The organism is Cryptosporangium phraense (assembly GCF_006912135.1).
GTDB classification, from domain to species: Bacteria; Actinomycetota; Actinomycetes; order Mycobacteriales; family Cryptosporangiaceae; genus Cryptosporangium; species Cryptosporangium phraense.
Genome location: NZ_VIRS01000005.1, coordinates 260,080 through 278,389, shown reverse-complemented (window position 1 = coordinate 278,389; position 18,310 = coordinate 260,080). Strand labels below are relative to the sequence as shown.

The 18,310-nt window shown below is 71.7% G+C and carries 16 protein-coding genes; 8 read left to right on the top strand and 8 right to left on the bottom strand.

The window, feature by feature from the left end; genetic code table 11:
* Window positions 1-169: 169 nt before the first annotated feature.
* Window positions 170-541, bottom strand: coding sequence for a hypothetical protein (locus tag FL583_RS10095; protein WP_142704288.1), 372 nt, complete (start codon window positions 539-541; stop codon window positions 170-172).
* 358 nt (window positions 542-899) lie between these two features.
* Here FL583_RS10095 and FL583_RS10090 point away from each other — a divergent pair, with 358 nt between their 5' ends.
* Window positions 900-1,727: a hypothetical protein gene (locus FL583_RS10090; protein ID WP_205751990.1), complete on the top strand. Its 828-nt coding sequence runs from the start codon at window positions 900-902 to the stop codon at window positions 1,725-1,727.
* Between the two features lie 132 nt (window positions 1,728-1,859).
* Here the strand turns inward: FL583_RS10090 and FL583_RS10085 are convergent, their stop codons facing one another.
* From FL583_RS10085 to FL583_RS10070, 4 genes are all read right to left on the bottom strand, one after another.
* Window positions 1,860-2,762 carry an anti-sigma factor family protein gene (locus FL583_RS10085; protein ID WP_142704287.1) on the bottom strand — a complete coding sequence of 301 codons (903 nt, stop codon included), beginning with the start codon at window positions 2,760-2,762 and terminating at the stop codon, window positions 1,860-1,862.
* Window positions 2,759-3,250, bottom strand: a complete 492-nt coding sequence (locus FL583_RS10080; protein ID WP_420843126.1) for a sigma-70 family RNA polymerase sigma factor — start codon at window positions 3,248-3,250, stop codon at window positions 2,759-2,761. The genes FL583_RS10085 and FL583_RS10080 overlap by 4 nt, the downstream gene beginning before the upstream one ends.
* A 426-nt stretch (window positions 3,251-3,676) precedes the next feature.
* Complete coding sequence (locus FL583_RS10075) at window positions 3,677-4,978, bottom strand: CAP domain-containing protein (protein WP_142704285.1); 1,302 nt, start codon at window positions 4,976-4,978, stop codon at window positions 3,677-3,679.
* A gap of 254 nt (window positions 4,979-5,232) precedes the next feature.
* Window positions 5,233-5,922 carry a hypothetical protein gene (locus FL583_RS10070; protein ID WP_142704284.1) on the bottom strand — a complete coding sequence of 230 codons (690 nt, stop codon included), beginning with the start codon at window positions 5,920-5,922 and terminating at the stop codon, window positions 5,233-5,235.
* A 314-nt stretch (window positions 5,923-6,236) separates the two neighbouring features.
* Between FL583_RS10070 and FL583_RS10065 the strand changes: the two genes are divergently transcribed.
* From FL583_RS10065 to FL583_RS10040, 6 genes are all read left to right on the top strand, one after another.
* On the top strand, window positions 6,237-7,193 hold the full coding sequence (locus FL583_RS10065) for a DUF4142 domain-containing protein (protein WP_142704283.1): 957 nt from the start codon (window positions 6,237-6,239) through the stop codon (window positions 7,191-7,193).
* Between the two features lie 4 nt (window positions 7,194-7,197).
* Window positions 7,198-7,776 (top strand): hypothetical protein, encoded by a 579-nt coding sequence (locus FL583_RS10060; RefSeq protein ID WP_142704282.1) that lies wholly within the window; start codon window positions 7,198-7,200, stop codon window positions 7,774-7,776.
* Window positions 7,773-9,005 (top strand): DUF1996 domain-containing protein, encoded by a 1,233-nt coding sequence (locus FL583_RS10055; protein ID WP_142704281.1) that lies wholly within the window; start codon window positions 7,773-7,775, stop codon window positions 9,003-9,005. The genes FL583_RS10060 and FL583_RS10055 overlap by 4 nt, the downstream gene beginning before the upstream one ends.
* A 146-nt stretch (window positions 9,006-9,151) precedes the next feature.
* Window positions 9,152-10,414 carry a 4Fe-4S domain-containing protein gene (locus FL583_RS10050; protein WP_142704280.1) on the top strand — a complete coding sequence of 421 codons (1,263 nt, stop codon included), beginning with the start codon at window positions 9,152-9,154 and terminating at the stop codon, window positions 10,412-10,414.
* Window positions 10,414-11,766: an NAD(P)/FAD-dependent oxidoreductase gene (locus FL583_RS10045; protein WP_142704279.1), complete on the top strand. Its 1,353-nt coding sequence runs from the start codon at window positions 10,414-10,416 to the stop codon at window positions 11,764-11,766. Before FL583_RS10050 ends, FL583_RS10045 begins: the two co-directional genes overlap by 1 nt.
* Before the next feature lie 195 nt (window positions 11,767-11,961).
* Window positions 11,962-12,489 carry a hypothetical protein gene (locus FL583_RS10040; RefSeq protein ID WP_142704278.1) on the top strand — a complete coding sequence of 176 codons (528 nt, stop codon included), beginning with the start codon at window positions 11,962-11,964 and terminating at the stop codon, window positions 12,487-12,489.
* Between the two features lie 153 nt (window positions 12,490-12,642).
* Here the strand turns inward: FL583_RS10040 and FL583_RS10035 are convergent, their stop codons facing one another.
* The gene (locus FL583_RS10035) at window positions 12,643-13,617 is read right to left on the bottom strand and encodes a P-type ATPase actuator domain-containing protein (RefSeq protein ID WP_142704277.1); all 975 of its coding nucleotides are present in this window, start codon (window positions 13,615-13,617) and stop codon (window positions 12,643-12,645) included.
* Window positions 13,618-13,836: 219 nt separating this feature from the next.
* Here FL583_RS10035 and FL583_RS10030 point away from each other — a divergent pair, with 219 nt between their 5' ends.
* The gene (locus FL583_RS10030) at window positions 13,837-16,347 is read left to right on the top strand and encodes a DEAD/DEAH box helicase (RefSeq protein WP_142704276.1); all 2,511 of its coding nucleotides are present in this window, start codon (window positions 13,837-13,839) and stop codon (window positions 16,345-16,347) included.
* On the opposite strand, the gene FL583_RS10025 is transcribed toward FL583_RS10030, so the two are convergent.
* Both FL583_RS10025 and FL583_RS10020 read right to left on the bottom strand, forming a co-directional pair.
* On the bottom strand, window positions 16,337-17,146 hold the full coding sequence (locus FL583_RS10025; protein ID WP_142704275.1) for a hypothetical protein: 810 nt from the start codon (window positions 17,144-17,146) through the stop codon (window positions 16,337-16,339). The genes FL583_RS10030 and FL583_RS10025 overlap by 11 nt on opposite strands.
* A gap of 4 nt (window positions 17,147-17,150) precedes the next feature.
* Window positions 17,151-18,278 carry a CapA family protein gene (locus FL583_RS10020; protein ID WP_205751989.1) on the bottom strand — a complete coding sequence of 376 codons (1,128 nt, stop codon included), beginning with the start codon at window positions 18,276-18,278 and terminating at the stop codon, window positions 17,151-17,153.
* Window positions 18,279-18,310 lie beyond the last annotated feature (32 nt).

Sequence of the window (18,310 nt, the reverse complement as noted above, 5' to 3'; positions counted from 1 at the left end):
CTGTGAAGAGTGCCCCGGCTGTGAAGAGTGCTCCGGCCGTGAAGAGTGCCCCGGCCGCGAAGAGTGCTCGGGTGGCGGAGAGTGCCCCGGCGGTCAAGGATGCTCGCGCGGCGCGGGCTCCGCGGGCCACGAAGCGTGCGCCGGTCGCGAAGAAGGCCGCCGCTGCCGGTCAGGCTTCGGCCACCAGCAGCGCGCCCGCCACCAGCAGCGCGCCCGCCACCAGCGGTGCGCCGGTCAGCAGCAGCGGGCCGGTTAGCAGCGGCGGGCCGGTTAGCAGCGGTGCGCCGGTCAGCAGCAGCGGGCCGGTCGACAGCATCGCGCCGGTCAGCAGCGGTGCGGCCGCCACCAGCGGTGGGCCGGCCAGCAACATTGCGCCGGTCAGTAGCGGCGCGGCGGCCACTGTCAGCGCGCCGGAAATCGACAGTGCACCGGTCGCCAAGCGGGCACCGGCCGGTAAGCGTCCGTCCGCCGCCAAGCGGGCGCCGGCCGCTAAGCGCGCGTCGGCGGCCGAGACGGCCGCGCCGGTCGTCGCCCCACCCATCGCGGAGTCCGCTCATCCGGACGAGCCCGCCTCTGCGGTGGGGCCCGCCTCTGCGGTGGCGGCCGCTGTTGCGGGGGAATCTGGTTCCGGGGTGGAGCCGGTGTCGGTCGTCGAGCCGGTGAACGTCTTTCGGCCGGTGGCGGCCGGGGCCGCTCCGGTCGCGGAGGCCGCATCCGCGGCGGGGGCCACCCGCGCGGCGGAGGTCACGCCCACCTCGGGAGCCACGCCAGCGGCGGTAGCCATCCATGCGGCCCGGGTCGCGCCGGCGGCAGAAGATGCGCCCGCACCGGGCGCCGCGCCAGCGGTCGTACCGGCGGAGGGCGGGACCGGACCCGCGGCGGGGAGGAACGGCGCGCCGGTGACCCCCACGTCGGGGTTGGCGGCCGGTGGGGGACGGGCGGGCCTCATCATCGAGTGGATCCTGCGCGACCGCGAAGGACTGTGGCGTCAGATCCTGCTCCAGTCCTCCCTCAACACGATCCTCCGCAAGATGCTGATCAGCTCGGTCGTCTCGCTGGCCATCTACGGCCTCGTCCTCGGCGCCTCCGCCGGGCCGCTGCAGGCGATCGCGTCCGCGGTCAAGCTTCCGTTGCTGTTTTTGCTCACGCTGGCGATCTGCCTACCTACGCTCTATCTGTTCAACCTCGTCTTCGGCGCTCGGCTCTCGATCCGTCAGGCGTTGGCGCTGGTGCTGGTGTCGATCACGGTCACCGGCGCGCTGACCCTCGCGTTCGCGCCGATCAGCTTGTTCTTCCTGGTGACCGCCAACGAGTACGAGTTCTTCAAGCTGCTCAACGTGGCGATCCTGATGCTGACCGGTTTCGTCGGTCTGAGCGTGATGGTCGACGGCATGCGCGGGCTGAACCGGCTCTCCGGACACGAACCCCAACCGCCGACCCACCCCGCCTACCTGGCCCGTCCCGCCCACTCCGCCAACCCGGAATCCCACCCCCACCCAGAAACCCCACCCCACCCAGCCCCCAAGCCCGCCGGAGCCTTCGACCGGCCGGTGAACACCCGGCTGCTCTACGTCTGGGTGCTGCTGTTCGGGTTCGTCGGCACCCAGCTGGCCTGGACGCTCCGCCCGTTCATCGGCGAACCCAACCACCCGTTCCAGCTGTTCCGCGACATCGAGGGCAGCTTCTACGGCAACGTCCTGCACACGATCGCGTCGCTCTTCAGCTGAGGACAGAAATGGATCGGGCCCCGCACCCATGAGGGCGCGGGGCCCGATCCCGGAAAGCGACGCCCCACCGATCCCCACAACCCGAGGGTCGTCGCGTTCCGGCGTCCGGTGCCCCAGAAAGCCAGGCACCGTCTACTTCGGGCGCACCGCGCTCACCAGCGTCTCGCCGGCCGGCGTCTTGACGGTCACGCCCTGGACGTCGGCGAGCTTCGCGGGCACCTCGACGCTGAAGCTGCCGGACGCGTCGGTCGTCGCGTCGGCGGCCGGCACCTCGGTGTTGATGCCGTCCTGCGCGACGATCTGGACCTTCGTGTTCGGGGGCAGCTTCGTGCCGGTGACCTCGAGCCGGGTGTAGGTGTCGTACCCGGTGGCCGAGACCTCCAGGTGCGCCCCGGTCGCCGCGTCGCCGCGGAACACGGCCTGCGCACCGCCGACCTCCGGCGTCGCCGGACCGGTGGTCGGGTTCTGGTCGGCCACGGTCGTGGTCCGCGTCGTGCTGCCGTCGTCCCCGGCCAGGTTCACGCCGAGCAGCACACCACCGCCGAGCACCAGGACGGCCGCGGCGGCCGCGCCGGCCCAGGCCAGGTGACGGCGCTGCTGCGCGCCGCTCCCGGCCCGCGGCCGGGCCCGGTGCGAACGAGCCGTCTGCCCGGACCAGCCCGGGAAGTTCGGATCCGACGTCCGGGAGCCCCCGGCCTGCTCGCTACGCCCCGAACCGGGGACCGCACGCAGACGCGGAGCCGGCGACGGGGTCTCCCGGGCCGGCGGAGCGGCGGCCGGCGGCGTCGAGGCCGCCTCGAACCGGATCGCCTCGAGCGTCCGCAGGAACAGCGGGTCGTTCGGGCTGGCCAACTCGTCGATGAACGACTCCGGCGGCACCGCCGCCATCAGCGCGGCGGTCTCCTCCGCCTCGTCGAGCTCGTGCCGGCAGCGGGTACACGTCAGGAGGTGGTCCGCCAGACGGGCCGCCTCGGGCGGCTCCAGCGCTCCGACCGCGTAGGCGCCGACCAGCTCGCGGCACTGTATTTCGGTCATCGTGTCACCCCGACCACATCCCCGAGCGCTGCTCTGAGAGCACGCAGCGCGTAGTACGTCCGAGACTTGACGGTTCCGGCCGGTACCCCGAGAACCTCGGCCGCCTCGGCGGTCGTCCGTCCCCGGTAATAGACCTCGATCAGTACCCGCCGGTGCTCGGCGGACAGGCTCCCGAGCCCGTCGAGCACCACCATCGTGTCGACCACACCGTCGGAGTGGTCCCGTTCCATCGGCGGCGTCGCGGGGTTCTCCGCGACCTCCGTCGGTCGAGCCCGGCGTGCCCGGGCCCGGTCGGTCACGATGTTCCTCGCGACCGTCAACAACCACCCGCGTACTGACCGGGATCCGTCAGAAAGCGCTTCCGAGTGCTTCCACGCACGCACGAGCGTTTCCTGAACGACGTCCTCGGCCGCCGCGGCGTCCCCGGTGAGCCGGGTCGCATACGCCAGCAAGGCTCGTCCGTGTTCGACGTAGATCTGCCGGATCAGCTCCTCGCCCTGTGCGGGCGGTAACTGACGGCCGTTCGGCGCGGCACCGTCGGCGCGCGTCGCCCCGTTCGCCGGGGGCGCGTAGCCAGGACCCACGCCTACTCCATCCCTCGGTCCGGAAGCCGTGCGGGGCCGCATGCCGGGCGCACCCAGCGTCCGGCCGGACGGCGGAACAGCCGCTCCGGGAAACCTCGGAGCGGGAACAGCTATGTGCACTGATGCCTCCGACCGTGATCCCTTATCGGGTCGCACACGAGCCCCAACTCTCACACGTGCGCCTGTCCGGACCGGTTCAGCCCTTCTCCGACGCACTTCGGTCAACGGCACGAAACCATCAACCGGACGCACAAGTTAGTGCGGTCCGGCGCTCACCGCCGTCCAACACCGACAACGGTGAAGAGGATTTAAGGTCCGCTTCGGGCTCGCTCACTGGCCGAGCACGATCGACCAGTAGGCGACGCTCTTGTCGTTCATCCGGGCCTCGGCCCCGACCGCGGTCCAGCCACAGGTCAGCGGCCCGCCCGAGACGACCTTCACCGACCCGGCCGGCTGCTTCTTCGGATCGACCGGGAACGCGGCCTGGGCCGCCTCGGCCGGGTTGCCGGCCCCGGAGACGACCGACTCGGCGACCTTGGTGCCCTTGTACCCGGCCTTCTGGGCCCGCTGGATCGACGTCCCGCCGTCCGGGCCGGTCGTGCTGAAGTAGCCGCGGTCGAGCATGTCCTCGACCTGGGTGCCGGCCGCGGTCACGAGCGTCTGGTCGACCTTGACCCGGCCGCAGCCGAGGTCGTCGAGCTCCTTGTTGATCGCGGCCGCCACCGAGTTGGCCGCGGCGACGTCCGCGTTCTCGGACGGTGGTTCCTGGGCCGCGGCGGCCGGAGCACTCGCCGGGGGCGCGCTCGACGTGCCGGTGTAGCGATCGGACTCGGCCAGCATCGTCGCGCCGAGCACCAGGGCCAGCATCAGAACGCCACCGCCGAGCGGGGCCCAGCTGGAGAACTTGCGACGGGCCCCGGTGTACCGCATCGGCCGGGACGGGCGCCGACGGGAACCGCCGCGGCCGCGGCGTCCGGATTCGGCGGCCACGCTCTCCGCCCGCGATCCGGACGTCGGTCTGACCCCCGACGTCGGCCGAGGCCCCGAGGTCGGGTGAGGCACCGACGTCGGACGAGGCATCGGCATCGGCCGGGCCCCGGACCCGGAACGGGTTCCGGAGACCGGGTAGCCGTCGGGCCGGATCGTGTCCCAGGTGCCGGTGTCGGTGGCCGACAGGCCGCGGTCGTACCCGGAAGGCCCCCGGTCGTAGCCGGACGGCCCGCGGTCGTACCCGGCCGGTCCGTTGTCGTACCCGGAAGGCCCCCGGTCGTAGCCCGACGGCGCGCGATGGTCGTACCCGGACGCCCCGTGGTCGTACCCGCGACGCTCGTCGGCCTCGTACCCGCGACGGTCGTCGGGCTCGTATCCGCGGCGGTCTTCCGGGCCGTACCCGCGGCGGTCGTCCATCGGCGGGCGGAGCGGCGACGGACGCTGGACGGTCGGGGTGTCGTCCGGCCAGATGCTCGTCCACTCGTCGTCCCGGCCGGAACCGGCCCCGGGCACCGACGCGCGGCCGGTCGGCCGCTCGCCCTTGCGGTCACTGCGCCGGTGCGCGCCGCCCAGGCGGCCGACCGTGTACACACCCGACGACTGACCGGGCATCGTCCGGGGCAGCTCGATGGTTCCGTCCATCTCTGGCGCGTACCCCTCCGGAATACCCCGAAGTTCGGCGTCGCCCACCGCAGCGGTGGCCGACCACATGTTTTTCCGCGCCATTCACTCTTCCCCTCAAGGAGCACTGCCCCTCTTGAACAAGCCCGACGGTGGCGGCGCCGGGCCAATGACCCACCCGACCGCGAGCCGCGTCGACGATCGGGTGGGCTGGGCCGGAGTCCGCACCAGCACCGGGTGCGAGCCGCTAGGGCGAACTCCGACGGTCGGGACGGCTAGTACGTGTAGCCGCCGTCACCTGCCTCCGCGGCCGGGCTCGCGTCGTCGGCCGGTGGCTTGGGCGGCTTCGGCGGGTTCTTCGGGACGCAGGTGAGGTTCTTCTTGCCGTCCGGCGCGGCCGCGAACCACACCTTGCCCACGTTCTGGCCGGTCCAATCACCGGGCTTGGTGTCGCCGAGGTAGTAGTAGAGCGGCCAGCCGCCCAGCGTCACCTGCTTGGTGCCGTCGGCCCGGGTCACCTCGCCGATCTTCGCCGCGTCCAGGCCCACGATCTCCTGGTCGTCGGAGACGACCGGCGGCCACACCTTGGCGCAGTCGCCGTTGCAGGCCGACTTCGACGGCTTGGGGGTGTCGTTGTCGAAGCGGTAGAGGATCCACCCCTTCTCGTCGGTGACGACGTCACCCATCTTCTTGGTCTTGACCTTCTTCAGGGTCGTCGGCGTCTTTCCGACGTCCTGGGCCGCGCCGGCGTCGCCGGGCGCGGCGGAATCGGTGGCTTTCGGCGACTCGGCCGGAGCTGCGTCAGCCGCCGGTGGCGCGGCGCTGGTCGCAGCGGCCCCGGTGGCGGCAGCGTTCTTCGGGGCGGCCGAGTACGTCGAGCCGCAGGCCGTCAACGCGCACGCCGTGAGCAGCGCGGCGGCCGCAAAGGCGGAGCGAGTCGTGACCGAGCGGATGCTCGCGTTCATCGTCTGGGTCTCCCGTGGCTTCGGGGGGCTCGTGCGGCGACTGATGTGCCGCGCGAGGGGAAACACGGACCCGGCCTCGGGCCGGTTCAGCGAACACCCAGAAAACTGCCGAGGTCAGCGGCTGCTTTAACCGTGGGTCAGCCGAACTTTATCTCCGGATTAACGATCGCCGGACCTTGAACTGGTCCTTCCTATGCGCCGTCGCCGAGATCGAGTCCCTTGTCGAGACCTCCGGTCCGCCACCTCGAAGACGCGGTCGAGAACTCGGTGGGAGTCAGCGGGACCCATCCATCGCGACGTTTCGGGAGCGGTCAATGACCGGTCGGCATGACAAGGCTCGGGGTGACCGGCGGGTGCACAACACCGTCGCCGACGCACTGCCTGGGCAGACACTCACCCTGTTCCTCGCGCTGATCGCCGCTGGTGCGATCGCGATCGGGGCCACGGCCTTCGGGGTGTGGCCGGGGAGCAACACGCCCGCGGCCGCGACCGGTTCGAGCAACACGGCCCTGCGCGTCGTGGCCGAGACCGGTGACGGCGCCGACGGCACCGTGCGTGACACCACGAAGGACAGCGCCGACGACCCGGTCGTCACGAGCGCCAGCCCCGAGCCGGTTCCGCCCCAGGTCGACCAGAGCACCGGCAAGTCGGTCCCGCTGACCGACGCCGACAAGGAGTTCCTGGTCAAGGTCAAGCAGGCCGGCCTGTGGGAGATCCCGACCGGTGAGCAGGCCCAGGAGAAGGCGAGCAGCCCCCGGGTCAAGGAGGTCGGACGCCAGCTGGCCGCCGACCACCGCAAGCTCGACAAGGCCGTGAACGCGCTGGCCGGCGAGCTCGGCGTTCCGCTCCCGACCGTTCCGTCGAAGCTCCAGCAGGGCTGGATGGCCGAGCTGCTCAAGCAGCCCTCGGGCACCGGCTACGACAAGCTGTTCGCCGACCGCCTGCGCGCCGCCCACGGCACGGTCTTCAACATCATCGCCCAGGTGCGCACCGGTACCCGCAACCCGCTGATCCGCCAGTTCGCCCAGACCGCGAACACGGTCGTCATGCGGCACATGACGCTGCTGGAGAGCACCGGCTACGTCAACTACTCCGACCTGCCGGCGCCCGTCCTCTCGCAGGCGGCGGCGAACACCAACACCAGCTCCGGCAGCACCGGCACCGGAAGCGTCGGTAGCCCGGGCATGCGGACTGTCCTGATCGTTGCGATGCTGGCCGCCGCCGCGCTCATCGGCATGGTCAGCATCCGCCGAGTGCGGCGAGGTGAATGACCCGTTGAACGAGCACAGAGAACCCGACGCCTGGCGCGCGCGGTCGCGCATACCCCGCGCGGCCGGCGCCTGGATCGGCGTCGCCCGGGTGCGGACCGCCCCGGCGGTCGACGATTCCTGGGCTGACGACTTCGAGGCCGAGTCGGTCGACGGAGTGTGCATCGAGGACCTGCCGGTGCCCGAGCACCTCGACGCGAAGGCGTGGGCGGCCAGCATGCTGGCCGCCGAGGCCCGCCGTCTGGACGCTCCGCGGGGCAAGCACGGCGAACACCTCCGGCACCGAGCCAATCACTCAGCGTGGTCGGACGAACCCGAGGCCGACGCCTGGGACGCCGAATGCACGCAATCTCCAGCCGTTGCCGGACGCGAATATTCCGCCCGCCGCACGCCGCTGAGCAGCGGCAATGCCGGTCGGCACCACGCGCCCCGCGCACTCCGGCTGGTTTACAGCGCAGATCGCGCTGAACCGGACGCGCCCGCGCAGCGTAGTGAGGGCGAGACGTATGAGGGGCCTGTGAACCGACCAGGTGGGCACACCGCAGGTCACGTGCCCACCCCAACCGAGGAGACAACACCCGCATGACTGGACCGAAGAGGCACAAGCGGCCCCCCAACCAGTTCCGTCGTCGAGGCCTGATCATCACCGCGGTCGTCACGACGATGGTGGTGGCCCTCGGAGTGGGGACTGCGTCCGCAGGCATGCGCGGCGACCGGCACGGCCGGGGCTGGCACAACTGGGGCTACGGCCAGAACCACAACCACGGCAGCCAGAGCGCCGACCCGTCGGCCAGCTCGAGCGAGTCCACCGACCCGAACGCGACGCCGAGCGACGACGGCAACGGCAACGGCAACAACGGGAACGGCAACAACGGCAACGGCGCCGACCCGTCGGCCAGCGCGAGCCAGACGGCCGGCGGCGGCGACGAGACCGAGGCCCCGTCCAACGAGGTCGACCCGGCCGACTACATCAACATCCGCCAGGTCCAGCCGAAGCAGGCCGTGCGCATCGGCCGCAACGGTTCGCCGGGCGTGTTCAAGCAGATCCGCTGCGGGCTGCAGAACCGGCACAACAGCGACAACTTCATCGCGGCCCCGGGCGTGGGCAACGGTGCGCACCACTTCCACGACTACACCGGCAACACGACGACCGACGCCAACTCGACCGACCAGAGCCTGGCCGCCGGTGGCACCACCTGCAACCTCGGTGACAAGTCGGCGTACTTCTGGCCGGTCATCCGCGACGTGACGCAGGGCGACACCCAGGGCCTCCCGGGCGAGGTCAAGGCCGACCTGAACACCGGCGCGATCCTCAAGCCGCGCTTCACGATCCAGTACGTCGGTAACCCGAAGAGCAAGGTCACCGCGCTGAAGCAGAACGTCCGCGTGCTCGCCGGCGATGCCAAGGCTCCGGTCAACGGTGGCGCGAACCAGCGGGCGCAGTTCACCTGCTCGGGCTTCACCAACCGGATCTCCACCGACAAGTACACGCTCTGCCCGAACGGCCGTGGCTTCACCGAGATCTCGGAGTTCCCGAGCTGCTGGGACGGCCAGAACACGGACAGCGCCAACCACCGCACCCACATCGTCTACCCGGACGCGCAGGGCAACTGCCCGGCCGCCAACCCGGTCGTGGTTCCCAAGCTCGTCATCACGACGACCTACAACGTGAAGCCCGGCCCGACGTTCCGTCTGGACAGCTTCCCCGAGTCGTTGCACAAGCCGATCTCGCTGCACAACGACTGGTTCAACCTGGTCCCGGACAACGTGATGAACCAGATCGTCCAGTGCCTCAACACCGGACGCCGTTGCTAGGAAAAAACCTCTGAACCGGCGCGCCGCCACACCCGTCACACGGATAGGACGGTGCGCAACCCGCCACCGGCCGACCGGAGATCCACTCCGGCCGGCCGGAGTGGTCAGAGGGGCATCGGACCCGGCACCAACGAGGAGGACGTGAAATGGAACCCGCTCTGGCGGCATCCGCCCCGGACGCCGCAGCCACGGCAGCAGTGCACGTCGTCGCGGCTACTGTGGGCTTCGCTTCGACGATCGCGCTGTGGATCAGCATTCTGCTCGGTACCGCGCTCGGCCGCTCCTGGTCGCTGCCGTGGATCAAGCACACGTCGCTGAAGAACCTGCACATGTCGATGGCGATCGGCGGCCTGGCGCTCGGCATCGTGCACGGGCTGGCCCAGCTGGCCGCGCCCGGCACGTACGTCCGGTGGGTGGACGAGATCATCCCGTTCATCAACCCGACGAAGCCGATCGGCGTCGGCCTCGGGACGCTCTGCCTCGAGATGTTCATCGCGATCGCGTTCTCGGTGCCGGTCCAGCGCCGGCTCGGTCACGCCCGCTGGCGGATGCTCCACTCGACCGCCTACGCGGCCTACACGGTCACCGCCGGGCACCTGGTGTTCACCGGCTCCGAGGTCAACGGCTGGGTCACCTGGGCGGTCGTCGCCAGCTGGGCGATCGCGACCGGCTTCTGGCTGCTGGTCAGCCCGCACAACCGGGCCGGGAAGGCCCTCGAGGACGTGGCGGTCGGCATGGCGGCCAAGCGGGCCACCACCACGACCGTCAACGTCAACCCGCACGTCTGCGCGCGGTTCGGCTTCTGCGAGCACGAGGCTCCGGACGTCTTCAAGCTGCAGAGCACCGGCCGGCTCGCGTACCGCACGACGGTGGAGCCGCACGAGGTCGACAAGGTCTACTCGGCGATCAAGATCTGCCCGGCCCGCGCCATCTCGATGACCGGCCCCGGCGTGCCGTTCGACCTGACGATCCCGCCCGGGGCCGAGGGCACCGGCAAACCGGCCAACATCGGCCCGACGGCCGGCCCCGGCCAGGCGTTCGGCGCGGGCGTACCGGCCGACACCCGCGAGACCACGGTCGTGCCGCACATCGCGCCGGTCTCCCCGGTCCCGGTGTCCGCACCCCCGCCCCCGCCGCCGGCCCCGGTCAGCCCGGCGGTCGGCACCGGCCCGACGCCGGTTCCGGCCGGCGCCTCCAGCGGACCGGGAGCACCGCGTCCCACCGGACGCCTCGGGCCGTTCCCTCCCGGTGGCCCCGGACGTCGGCACGGCCAGCCGGTCGCGCCGCCGCCGCCCCCGCCGCTGCGGTCGGTACCCAACCGGTCCGAGCGCGGTCAGTCAGAGCGCAAGGACAACACCGGCCAGTTCAGCAATGTCACCGGGCTCCGCCCCCGACGAGGAGGTAAGTGATGCAGAGGCGAGCGGCGAACGTTTCCCGCCTCGCGCCCCAGAAGTCGCTCGCGAATCTGGGGCCAGCTGACCGCATTCTGATCGTCGGCGGCGGTCCCGCCGGCACCGCAGCCGGGGAAGAGCTGCGGCGCCTGGGGTTCCGCGGACAGATCCAGCTGCTCTGCGCCGACCCGGGCGGCTCGTACGACCGCCCGGCCTGCTCGAAGGGCCTGATCACCGGCACGCAGCGCCCCAAGGACGCGTACATCGGCACCACCGACAAGCGGTGGGAGATCAACTGGAGCCTCGGCCGCACCGCGGTCGCCTGCGACCTGAACGAGCGGGTCGTCTGGGCCAACACCGGCGAGGGCTTCCGGTTCGACGGCCTGGTGATCGCCAACGGCGCCCGTCCGATGCTCAACAGCATGTGGTCCGGCGCTGCGACGCCGCACATCGTCCACGACATCAACGACGCCTGGAACATCCGGGTCGGCCTGCGGACGGCCGAGCACGTCGCGATCGTCGGCGGTGGCTTCACCGGCACCGAGCTGGCCTGCAGCATCCGCGGGATGGGCAAGAACGTCACGCTGATCCACCCGCGTGACGTCGTGCTCAACGGCGTCCTGGACGCCACCGCGGCCAAGCTGATGACCGAGGAGCACGAGGAGGACGGCATCGACCTGCGGCTCGGCCGCCGGGTCAAGGCCGCCGACCGGTACGGCGCCAAGTGGACGCTGACCCTCGACGACGGCAGCCAGGTCAACGCCGACATGGTCGTGATGACCGCGGGGGAGAAGCCCGACGTCTCCTGGCTGGCCGGCACCGGCATCGACACGTCCGACGGCGTGCGGTGCGACGACTCGCTGCGCGTCCTCGACGAGGAGGGCTACGTCGTTCCGGGCGTGGTCGCGGCCGGGGCACTGGCCAAGTGGCCGAACTACTGGATGAACGGCAAGGACGGCCGGGTCGGCCAGTGGATCGCCGCCCTCGAGCAGGGCCAGCAGGCGGCGCGCTCGCTGCTCGCCGGCGACGCGGCCACCCACCCGGCGATCCTGCTGCCGCGGTACTGGTCGCAGCAGGTGGGGCTGCGGCTCCAGGTCTGCGGTGACATCTCCGACGAGACCGACGTGCGCCGGCTCGAGCGTCGGCCCGGTCACCGGAAGGTCGCCAAGATGGGCGTCCTGACCTGCCACTACCGCGGGCGCGACCTGGTCGGCGTCGTCGCGATCAACGCGCCGTCGGAGTTCGTCACGGTGGCGCGGGAGATGCTCTACGCGAAGCCGCGCTTCGAGATGTCCTCGCCGCGGATGCCGGTGCAGGTCCCGACGTCGATCCTGTCCCGGGACGGCCGCCGGCTGGCCGCCACCGGGTAAGAGCTGCTGCTCGCGCCGGCCGGTAGGGAGCACCGGGCGGCGCGGGCGGCGGAGATCGCATCGGTGGGGTCCGTACCGACGGGCACCCGGCACGCGGCTCCATCGATGTGTTTTCGGAAGAAGGGCAACCCGCCCCGGCGAAGCCGGGGCGGGTTTTTCTTTGAACCTCGCGCGCCCGCGGTCCGTATCCGAGGTATGAGCCGACCGCAGTCGACATACCCCCAGCAGGCCGGTCGCCCGGCCGACAACTACCCGCCCTACGAGCCCCGCTACCCGGGCCGCGGCGGCCCCAGCCAGCCCGGCGGCCCGCAGAAGTCCCGGAAGGGCGTCATCATCGCCACGGTGGCGGCCGCGGTCGTTGCCGGCTCGGTGATCGGCCTCGGCGGCGCCCAGCTGTTCGGCGGCGGCGACGACGAGATCAAGACCGCGCCGGTCCGGTCGATGGCCGAGATCGCCAAGACGATCGGCTGCAAGACCGAGGACGTCCACAAGAACGCGGACTTCTCCCAGGCCGCCTGCACGGTCGGCTCGGACCGGATGACGATCCTGACGTTCGAGTCGAACCAGAAGATGACCGAGTGGATCACCGAGGCCGAGGGCTACGGCGGCGCCTACCTGGTCGGCACCAAGTGGCTGGTGACCTCGCAGAAGGCCGATACGCTCGACCGGTACGTCGACGACCTCGGTGGCCAGATCATGCTGGACAACCACTACGTGAAGTAGAGCGCTCGGTCGGACATGACCCCGCGTCGCCCACCCGGGCGGCGCGGGGTTTTCGCGTCCGAGAACGTCCAGAAAACGATAAAGCGGACGCTCGGGGAGCGTCCGCAAAGGGCAGTAGGTAGTTAGGGGGCGCCAGCCCCGTAGCTGCGGGGATCAGAAGCCGCAGCTACGGGTCCAGCGGTGGTAATTACGGCCGACGCGGGCCGGACGGGTCCGGCGGACGACCGCAACGGGGGCCTCTTCGGAGACGACAGGCTCGACGACCGGCGCCAGCACCGGAGATGGGGGCGCGGCGGACGCGAGCCAGGGTAGGCCGGCGGGAGCGGCCGACTCGGCCGGTCCGCGCGAGACCCGGCGGGCCACCCCCGCACCCAGACCGGCCCGGCGGCCCAGCGCACCCGGGCGCAGCGTCGCCCGGCTGAGCGAACCGCGGCCGAGGCTGCGGACCGGCGTCGCCCGGTGCAGCGCGGCCCGGCCGAGGACGGTCAGCGGACCGGTGGCCACCACGACCGCGGTGCCCGCGCCGTGCACGATCCGGCTGCCCGCGTGCACCATCGAGCGACGGTCGGCGACCGGCGTCCAGCCGTTGCCGACCGGCGCGACGCAGCGCGAGGAGGCCAGCTCCCCGCCCGTCAGCGGCTCCTCGTCGACCCGGAGTTCGACGACGTCGAGCAGGCGGGCGTCGGCGGGGACGAGGTCGCCCTGGGCGAGCAGGACGATGTCGCCGGGAACCAGGTCGACGGCGGGAACCGAGAGCACGCGGTCGGAGCGGAGCACGCGCGCCACGAACAGCTGACGGCCGGCCTCGATCTCCTCCAGCGACGCCTCCGGCGCCTGCCGTCCGCGGATCGCCTCGACCATCGCCCGGATGCCGCTCCAGCGGGCGGCGGCCGAGCCGAGAACCGTCCACCAGGGCTGCGCGTCGTCGGCGGCCGGGGCGTTCTCGGCGTCGGTCTCGACGAGGTTCGGGCCGAGGGCGCCCCGACGCCGGGCGGCTTCCTCCACGCTCAGTCCGGTCAGCGGGTTGACATCGAAGCGGCGGAGAACGTCTTCGTGTCCGTAGGCCCACGGATGGACCGACACGGGTCCGCGGGTCTCAGCGGGGGCCGGGCTCACTACTGGGCGCATGGCCGTCTCCTGTCGGGTTGGGCACCTGATCGAACCCGGGGTCCATCGACCTTAAGTTCGGCTTGTGTGTTCCTGTTTGCGAGACGGCTCCCCCGTGCGGTTGGTTCAACGGTCTGGAAACTAGGTTGACGGTGTTGTGGGAGGGGCTGATGTGACAGGTGTTCCACAACCCACCCCGGGCTGGTCGTCCCCGCGGTGACCGGGCACGATAGAGGTCCGATGACGCTCACCGACCTCGTACCGACCGACGCAGAGCCCGACGCCGTCTTCGACGCGTTCAACACCTGGGTGGGAAAACAGGGCCTCTCCCTGTACCCGCACCAGGAGGAGGCGCTGATCGAGATCGTGTCCGGCGCGAACGTCATCCTGTCCACGCCGACCGGCTCGGGGAAGAGCCTGGTCGCCGCCGGGGCGCATTTCGCCGCGCTGGCCGCCGGGAAGCGCACCTATTACACGGCCCCGATCAAGGCCCTGGTCTCGGAGAAGTTCTTCGCGCTGATCGACGCGTTCGGCCCGACCCAGGTCGGGATGATGACCGGCGACGCCGCGGTGAACGCCGACGCGCCGATCATCTGCTGCACGGCCGAGATCCTGGCCAACATCGCGCTGCGCGACGGGGCCGCGGCCGACGTCGGCCAGGTCGTCATGGACGAGTTCCACTTCTACGCCGAGCCCGACCGCGGCTGGGCCTGGCAGGTGCCGCTGATCGAGCTGCCGCAGGCCCAGTTCGTGCTGATGTCGGCGACGCTCGGCGACGTCACCCGGTTCGTCGACGACCTGACCCGGCGCACCGGACGGCCGACCGCGGTGGTCGCGAACGCCGAGCGTCCGGTGCCGCTGTTCTACGAGTACGTCACGACCCCGCTGCACGAGACCCTGACAGAGCTGTTGGAGACCCGTCAGGCGCCGATCTACGTCGTGCACTTCACCCAAGCGGCGGCCCTGGAGCGGGCCCAGGCGCTGATGAGCATCAACGTCTGCACCCGGGAGGAGAAGGACGCGATCGCGACCGCGATCGGCGGGTTCCGGTTCAGCACCGGGTTCGGAAAGACTCTGTCCCGACTGGTCAGGCACGGCATCGGCGTCCACCACGCCGGGATGCTGCCGAAGTACCGCCGCCTGGTCGAGACGCTGGCGCAGGCCGGGCTGCTCAAGGTGATCTGCGGGACCGACACGTTGGGCGTCGGCATCAACGTCCCGATCCGCACAGTTCTGTTCACCGGGTTGTCGAAATACGACGGAGTTAAGGTCCGGCTGCTCAAGGCCCGGGAGTTCCACCAGATCGCCGGCCGGGCCGGGCGGGCCGGCTACGACACGGTCGGCACCGTCGTCGTGCAGGCGCCCGAGCACGTCATCGAGAACGAGAAGGCGCTGGCGAAGGCCGGTGACGACCCGAAGAAGCGGCGCAAGGTCGTCAAGAAGAAGCCGCCCGAGGGGTCGGTCGGCTACGGCCGGCCGACGTTCGAGCGGCTGATCGACGCCGAGCCGGAACCGCTGACGTCGTCGTTCCAGGTCTCGCACGCGATGCTGCTCAACGTGATCGGCCGGCCGGGCGACGCGTTCGTCGCGATGCGTCATCTGCTCACCGACAACCACGAGGACCGCGCCGCCCAGCGCAAGCACATCCGGCGAGCGATCGCGATCTACCGGGCGCTGCTGGCCGGCGGGGTGGTCGAGAAGCTCGACACCCCCGACGCCGAGGGCCGCACGGTCCGGCTCACGATCGACCTGCAGGAGGACTTCGCGCTCAACCAGCCGCTCTCGCCGCTGGCCCTGGCCGCGATCGAGCTGCTCGACCGCGAATCCCCGTCGTACGCGCTCGACGTGCTGTCGGTGATCGAGTCGACGTTGGACGATCCGCGCCAGGTGCTCTCGGCGCAGCAGCACAAGGTGCGCGGCGAGGCCGTGGCCCAGATGAAGGCCGACGGGCTCGAGTACGACGCCCGGATGGAGCTGCTCGAGGAGATCACGTACCCGAAACCGCTGGCCGAGCTGCTCGGCGCGGCCTACGAGACGTACCGGCGGGGCCACCCCTGGGTCGCCGACTTCGAGCTCTCGCCCAAGGCCGTCGTGCGCGACATGTTCGAGCGCGCGATGACGTTCACCGAGTACGTGTCGTTCTACTCGCTGGCCCGGTCGGAAGGCCTGGTGCTGCGCTACCTCGCCGACGCCTACCGGGCGATGCGTCAGACCGTGCCCGAGGAGGCCCGCACCGAGGAGCTCTCGGATCTGATCGAGTGGCTGGGGGAGCTGGTCCGCCAGGTCGACTCCAGCCTGATCGACGAGTGGGAGCGGCTGACGAACCCGGGCGAGGAGATCGCCGAGGTCTCGCCGCTCGACGAGCGTCCGGCCGCGGTCACCCGGAACACCCGGGCGTTCCGGGTGCTGGTGCGCAACGCGATGTTCCGCCGGGTGGAGCTGGCGGCGATCCGGCACTGGTGGGAGCTCGCCGACCTCGACGACGCCTCGGGCTGGGACGCGGACGCCTGGGAAGAGGCGATGACGCCGTACTTCGAGGAGTACGCGACGATCGGCACCGGCCCCGACGCGCGCGGCCCGGCGTTCCTGCAGATCGAGATCGAGCCGGAGCAGTGGCTGGTCCGGCAGACGTTCGACGACCCGGCCGGTGACCGCGACTGGGGCATCTCGGCCGCCGTCGACCTGCAGGCCTCCGACGAGGCCGGGGTCGCGGTCCTGACGATCACCGACGTCGGCCCGCTCACGGGGTAGGCAGCAGCACCCCGTGCAGGTGGCGGAAGGCCGTCGCGTTGCCCAGGTCGAGGCGGTCGGCGGGGATGTCGGAGAGGCGCCCGGGCGCCGGGTTGTAGACCCGCAGCCGGTCGTCGAGGCGGGCGACGACGAGCAGGTAGTGCGCCGGGTAGAGGTTGCCGACCAGCAGTGGCACCGGGCGGTCGGCCTCGCGCACGGCCCGGGCGGCCCCCCGCACGCTCTCCGGGTCGGTGTCGTCCACCCAGGCGATCGTCGCGCGGTAGCCGGCCTCGCGGGCCAGCCCACGCCCGGCGCCCCACGGGCTGGTGCCCAGCCACTGCGGCCAGAGCCGGTTCGTGCTCCGGTGCAGCCGCTGCTGCTCGGCGATCAGACGCTGCCCGAACGCGGCCGGGTCGTCGTCGGCGGTGAGCGAGAGCGCGTAGACCGGGTCGGCCAGGATGCGGGCCACCTGCACCGAGGTCGTGCCGCAGGTCGTTTCGTCGAACTGCTTGAGCGGTTGCCCGCGGAACGTGACCGGGCCGGTGCGGCCGAGGTCGAGGATCGTGAGGTGCTCGCGCAGCCAGTCGTCCGGCTTGCCGCGGATCGTGTCGGCGAACGCGTCGATCGTGGCCGGGTCGTGCCCGGCGGCTCGCGCTCTGGCGAGGTACTCGTCCTCGAGCGGGCCGGCCACCCGTCCGGCGGTCGTCATGGCCGCCGTCACGGTCGCCGCCGCGGCGGCCGGGGCCGTCGCGAGCGGGCGGGCCCGGCTGATGCTGCGGGGGCGGCGGTCCAGGTGATACAGCAGTTTCCCGACGTGCACGCCCCTATCGTCGCAGGCCGAGCGTCCCGTCGGGGCCGATCGCGGGCGCGGACCGCGGGAAGTCGGCCGCCGAGAGCCGGCGCACCAGGGCCACCCCGCCCCGGCGCGGGTCCAGCGCCGGGAGGCCGCCGTCGACCAGGTGCGTCCCGGTCAGCGACCCGCCGGCCCAGGTTCCGTCCCGGTGCAGGTCGGCTCGCAGGATCCCGCCGATCCCCAGCGGCCCGACCGTCGACAGCGTCCGGTACCCGGCGAAGTTCCCCAGGCTGTAGGCGATCAGCCGGCCCCGGTAGAACTCCATCCCGCGCAGCACGTGCGGACTGTGCCCGACGACCAGGTCCGCTCCCGCGTCCACGACCGCGTGCGCGAACCGCATCGGATCCCCGCGGTCCTCGCCCAGGAACCGCTCCGGCCCGGGCCGGACGTGCGTCCGGTCCGCGCCTTCCGCGCCCACGTGCATGTTGACGACGACGAGGTCGGCGTCGGCGGCCGCCCTCCGGACGAGCCTCGTGGCCGACGGGACGTCGAGGACGCTGTTCGTCCAGCCGTAGGGGGAGAAGCCGAGCACCACGACGCGGATCCCGCGGACCGAGGTGCGGGTGATCTGGCCGGCGAACCCGGTGTGGTCGACGCCGGCGTCGCGCAGGGCCCGGGTCGTGTCGGTGAGGCCGGGGGTGCCGTAGTCGCGGGAGTGGTTGTTCGCGATGTTCATCAGCGTGAACCCGGCGGCGCCGATCCAGCGCGCGTATCCCGGCGGCACCCGGAACGCGAAGCATCTCGCCTTGTCACCGGACGGCTTCAGGGCGGTCTCGCACTTCGTCGAGCGGGTCCGGTTCGTGAGCGGGGACTCCAGGTTTCCCGTCACGACGTCGCCGCGCAGGCCCGGGCGCACCCGGTCGAAGAACGTCCGTCCGCCCTGCGGCGGCAGCTTGGGCGTCGAGCCCATGATCACGTCGCCGACCGCCGCGAACCGGACGGTCGGCTCGGCGGGCCGCTGCGGCGCGGCCGCGGACGCGGCCGGCCCGGTGAGGTCGAGGAACGAGCCGTCGGACCCACCGGCCCGGACGGCCGCGTACCCGGCGCCGAGCACGACGACGGCGGCCCCGGCCGCGACCCACCGAACACCCGTAGTCACGCCGGAAACACTAAGCAACGCCGGCCCCGCGG